Annotated in this window: 5 protein-coding genes and 2 pseudogenes; all 7 read left to right on the top strand. The window is 56.6% G+C overall.

The window, feature by feature from the left end; all coding sequences use genetic code 11:
* A pseudogene (locus tag AC6RA8_RS21395) lies at positions 1-244 on the top strand (ATP-binding cassette domain-containing protein); the annotation flags it as partial.
* Positions 238-963 (top strand): ABC transporter ATP-binding protein, encoded by a 726-nt coding sequence (locus tag AC6RA8_RS21390; protein WP_500355718.1) that lies wholly within the window; start codon positions 238-240, stop codon positions 961-963. The pseudogene AC6RA8_RS21395 and the gene AC6RA8_RS21390, both read left to right, overlap by 7 nt.
* Entirely contained in the window at positions 960-1,898 is a 939-nt protein-coding gene (locus AC6RA8_RS21385; RefSeq protein ID WP_500355716.1) for an ABC transporter permease, read from the top strand. Before AC6RA8_RS21390 ends, AC6RA8_RS21385 begins: the two co-directional genes overlap by 4 nt.
* Complete coding sequence (locus tag AC6RA8_RS21380; RefSeq protein ID WP_500355714.1) at positions 1,891-2,685, top strand: ABC transporter permease; 795 nt, start codon at positions 1,891-1,893, stop codon at positions 2,683-2,685. The genes AC6RA8_RS21385 and AC6RA8_RS21380 overlap by 8 nt, the downstream gene beginning before the upstream one ends.
* The gene (locus AC6RA8_RS21375; protein WP_500355712.1) at positions 2,682-3,566 is read left to right on the top strand and encodes a DMT family transporter; all 885 of its coding nucleotides are present in this window, start codon (positions 2,682-2,684) and stop codon (positions 3,564-3,566) included. The genes AC6RA8_RS21380 and AC6RA8_RS21375 overlap by 4 nt, the downstream gene beginning before the upstream one ends.
* A gap of 359 nt (positions 3,567-3,925) precedes the next feature.
* A complete protein-coding gene (locus AC6RA8_RS21370) occupies positions 3,926-4,357 on the top strand; it encodes a universal stress protein (RefSeq protein WP_500355710.1) in 432 nt (143 codons plus the stop codon).
* A gap of 12 nt (positions 4,358-4,369) precedes the next feature.
* Positions 4,370-4,599, top strand: a pseudogene (locus AC6RA8_RS21365) (sodium:alanine symporter); the annotation flags it as partial.

Genomic DNA, 4,599 nt, shown 5'->3' with positions numbered 1-4,599 from the left:
GGACCCGGTGATCGCGGCTGCAACTATGGGCTTGCTTGATCGACATCTTCAGGGCAGCAGAACTGCGATGATGATCATTACACATGATCTCGGATTGGCTGCGCGACGCGTTTCACAACTGATGGTGATGCACGAAGGGCGGATCGTCGAACGCGCATTGACAAAAGACATTCTTGAACACCCACAATCGGACCCCTCCAAGGCTCTTGTGGCCCATCGAAACTGGCTTGCTCTGCCATGTTGAAGGTTGATCAGGTCTCGGTCAAACGTGGTGCCTCGGTCACGCTAGAGGGTATTTCTATTTCGCTGGCTCCGGGGAAAACCTTGGCTGTCGTTGGTGAAAGCGGGGCCGGAAAATCGACGCTGATCGCAGCGATCCTTGGCCTTTTGAAACCGTCGCATGGGTCGATTACTTGGGCGGGCGCACCAGTCCGAGCCTGCAAACCAGCGTTGGTCATGCAAGAGCCGCGCTCTGCCTTTAACCCGTCGTTGTCCCTGCGCCGTTCCGTTTTGGAGCCAGTCGCTGCTGGGAAGCTCAAGTTGCCAGGCAACCGACTGGAACGTCTGTGCAGCGGCCTCGAATTGCATCCTGGCATTTTGGACAGACGGCCCAGTGCGGTTTCAATCGGACAGGCGCAGCGGGTTGGCATTCTCAGGGCGTTGATTGCCGCCCCGCCCCTTGTTCTTTTCGACGAACCATTGTCGGCTCTGGATGCCGCGACGCAAAAGCATACGGCGAAGTTGATCGCAGTCCTGCAGCAAGAAGAGGGCTTCGCCGCTCTGATCGTGACCCATGATTTGGGATATGCCGTGGCCCATGCCGATGAAATCGCTGTTCTAAGGTCCGGCCGGATCGAAGAGGTGTCTACGCCGCAGGAGTTTGCGGCATCACCAAAGTCCGAGTACTGCCGAACTTTGAGGGATGCGGCCATTGCGCTTGGAGCGTTGGAGCCTGTGGAATGATCACAAGTATTGTTGACCTCTTTCTGCGTGCAGTGATCGTGCTCGCGGGCACTGCGGTGGTGACTTTTGCACTGTTATGGCATGCCCCCGGAGATCCCGCCCAATCGATTGCCATGGCGCGATTTGATGCTCTCGTGACCGACGAAGTGATCGCCCTGGTGCGGGATGAGGTCGGGCTCGACGTCAGGTTTTGGCCTGCTTTTCGGTCTTGGATCGGCCCTTTGCTTGTCTTTGATTTTGGCAAATCGTCCGTCACTGGCAGAGAGGTATGGCCTGACCTGCTGACCGCAATTTCCTATACGGTGCCGCTCGCGATGGCTGGTCTTGCCATCGGTCTCGCTCTCTCGATACCGCTGGCCATCATCGCCACCAAAAGACCAGGCGGTTGGCTTGATCGGATTGCAGTTGCCGTCGCATCCCTTGGGACTGCCATTCCGGCCTACTGGCTTGGGTTGTTGCTTATCCTGCTCTTTGCTGTCCATCTTGCCTGGCTGCCTGCCATGGGCGCACGGACACCGGCCCATGCCGTATTGCCGGCCCTTACGCTCGGTCTTGGCGTTGCCGCTTCGCTGACCCGAATTATTCGCTCTGGTCTTCTTGAAGCACGGGCCCAACCCTTTCTGCCAGCTATCAAGCGCCGCGGCGTGTCATCGAAGGCGATTGGTCGGGATCACGTGGCACCGCATGCTGCGATCCCTGTTGTCACCGTATTGGGGTTAGAAATGGCTTTCCTGCTCGAAGGGGCGGTGATGGTTGAGATCATCTTCGGGCGTCCTGGGTTAGGAACCTTTCTTGTGTCTGCCATTGAGACCCGCGATTTCCCACAGGTGCAGGCGGTGGTTGTCTTGACGGCGCTTCTATTCGTCACTGTCAATCTGGTTGTTGATCTCATCTACCGCACACTTGACCCACGTATTGGAGATCAAGATGCGTAGCGTTCTCGGGCTCGCAGGGGCCATTATGCTGCTTTTTGTGTTTGGACCTGCCCTCGCGCCACACGAGCCCACGATGATCAATATTCCCAACCGACTGAGCCCACCCAATATGGAGCATCTGCTTGGAACGGACGCTCTTGGCCGGGATATCATGTCCCGCCTCCTGCACGGTGCAAGGTGGTCCTTGGGTTTGGCCTTCTTGATCTCGGTGATAGGCCTATGCGTTGGCACCGCCATCGGGCTGGCTGCTGCGCTTTGCGGCAAGGTGGCGGACTGGGTTGTTATGCGCACAACCGATACATTCCTCGCTTTTCCTGAATTGGTGGCTGCCGTCGTGATTGCTGGACTCATGGGCGCGGGCACATGGAGCTTGATCTTCGCGCTGAGTGTGACCGGATGGATGAGATATGCGCGGGTCGCCAGGGGAATTGGGCTTTCGCTGAAGACCCGAGGCTACGTGATCCAAGCGAAACTTGCTGGAATGTCCCCTCTGGGAATTGCGCGCTGGCACTATGTGCCATCTCTCTTGCCATCGCTCACGGTCGTCTGGACCGGGATGTTCGCGCGCGCCATTCTGGGCATATCTGCGCTCGGGTTTCTTGGTTTCGGTGTCCAACCGCCCATGCCGGAATGGGGAACGATGCTTTTGGACGCTCGTATCCACATGCGGTCAACGCCGCTGCAAATGATCTGGCCCGGTTTGGCAGTGGTTATCAGTGTTCTTGCCATCAACCTTACCGGGGACGCACTTCGGGATGCTTTGGCGGAAAAAGACGCCCAACAATGAGCGGCACGGATCGCCCTGCGTTCGGTATTACACTGCGCTTGCTGTCTGGCCTTTTGGGCGCAGGGATGTTCGTCAGCGTGAAGGCCGTAAGCGACAAGGTCCCATTGGGCGAGATCGTCTTTTTCCGCTCCTTCTTTGCGCTTGTTCCTTTGGTGCTGTTTCTTTGGATCAGGAATGAGTTTCCAGGCGGTTTGGCAACCAAGCGACCCGGCGCGCATTTCATCCGGTCCGGTTTCGGCGCACTCGCACTTTTCACATCCTTTGCCGCCATTGAACGGCTGAACTTGGCCGAGGCCATCTTGATTGCGCAACTGACCCCAGTGCTGGTTTCCATAGCTGCGGTACTCCTGCTCTCGGAAAGAATAACCCGATGGCGGCTGGGCGGGCTTGTTCTGGGGTTTTCTGGTGTTGTCGTACTTGTCTGGCCGGAATTGGATGGCGGATCCAGCAGCAGCACAAGGTTGATAGGATATACGATTGGCCTTGCGTCTGCCGTCTTGTCCGCTCTTGCGCTCATCATGGTCCGCAGCCTGAACAAGACGGAAAGCCCGGGTGCCATAGCGCTGTATTTTGTCTTGGCCTCCATGATCGGTGCGTTGTTCACGCTGCCTTGGGGTTGGGTCATCCCAGACAGTCAAACACTGCTTCTGCTAATCGCCGCAGGAGTGTTTGGCGGGTTTGCCCATATCGCGATGACCCTTGCGTTTCGTTATGCTGAGGCCTCGCGCCTGGCGCCGTTTGAATACGTGGCTTTGCTATGGCCGTTTTTGGCGGATCTGTTCATTTTCAAGCTGCAGCTATCGACGGCATTCATTCTCGCTGTTCCATTGATTTTGGCGGGCGCTTTGTTCGCAGCGGCCGAGAAGGAAAGGCGCCAATGAAACGGCCCAGTGTCGATGGCCGGGATCTGGAACTGGCTCAGCACCGCAAACTGCCACAGGGCGCATTTGCATCGCCAAAGTTGTATCAGCGCTTCCGAAGCAGGGACGCAAAGTAAGGTGACACGCTCCGTTTAGGGTCGGAGCTTTGCGAGATGTGCAGACGTGTTTTGATACGCCCGTCATTCGAGCAATCGTCCAGTCTGGCCGTTCAACTGAACCAAGATTCCCGTCAATGTGGTAGACCGGTTGGCGTCTATCCCATAGCCTACCCCCAGAGCAGCAGAATAATGCAGGCATACGGAGGTGCCACGCCACTCTCGTGAATTGATCATAAGAACTTACAAAATAGGGACAGCCTCATGAAGTTAGTTATCGGCCTAGACGGGCAAAGCTCGGGGGATAAAGCCCTCGAATTTGCCAAAGATTTGGCAGCCAAAACGACTGCTTGCGAGTTGATCATTGTCTATGTGATCGAATGGTCGCCGTTCTCTTTCCAGACCGCAGAGGAAAACGCAGAACGGCACAAACGGCGAGAGGAAGAGATTGCAGTTGCGACTGAGCGGGTCGTTAATCCAGCTGTGGCGTCGTTGACCGAGGCCGGATTGTCGGCGCGGGCAATTGTACGGCACGGCGATGTGGCTGACACCATCGACGACATTGCACACCAAGAAGGAGCGAGTCAGATCATCGTGGCTCGCAGCAGCGCCGGTGGATTGACATCGCGCATCTTCGGCAGCTCGACAGCAAATCTTGTGATGAACGCGCGCGTTCCCGTCACCGTCGTCGCATAAGGAATAGTGAAAATGAAAAAGGTTTATTCGATTATTGTCACCTTGGCGGCGTTCATTGTCGCTGCATTGCCTGCGCAGGCTCAGGAGGCAGCAGCATCATTGGACGAGCGTGTGAATGAGGCTTTTGCCACTTTCACGGGACCGTTTGTGAGCTTCATCTTTGCGCCGATCCCCGGCACGTCTTTTCCATGGATCGTGATGTGGCTGGTTATTGGTGCGACTGTGTTCACGATCTACTTTGC

This window comes from Tateyamaria sp. (assembly GCF_059783535.1).
Note: the sequence above shows the minus strand (reverse complement) of the source record. Positions and strands in the feature narration are given on the sequence as shown.

Coding starts and splice junctions, on each gene's coding strand:
- AC6RA8_RS21390 (WP_500355718.1), top strand. CDS start 238: ATGTTGAAGGTTGATCAGGTCTCGGTCAAACGTGGTGCCTCGGTCACG.
- AC6RA8_RS21385 (WP_500355716.1), top strand. CDS start 960: ATGATCACAAGTATTGTTGACCTCTTTCTGCGTGCAGTGATCGTGCTC.
- AC6RA8_RS21380 (WP_500355714.1), top strand. CDS start 1,891: ATGCGTAGCGTTCTCGGGCTCGCAGGGGCCATTATGCTGCTTTTTGTG.
- AC6RA8_RS21375 (WP_500355712.1), top strand. CDS start 2,682: ATGAGCGGCACGGATCGCCCTGCGTTCGGTATTACACTGCGCTTGCTG.
- AC6RA8_RS21370 (WP_500355710.1), top strand. CDS start 3,926: ATGAAGTTAGTTATCGGCCTAGACGGGCAAAGCTCGGGGGATAAAGCC.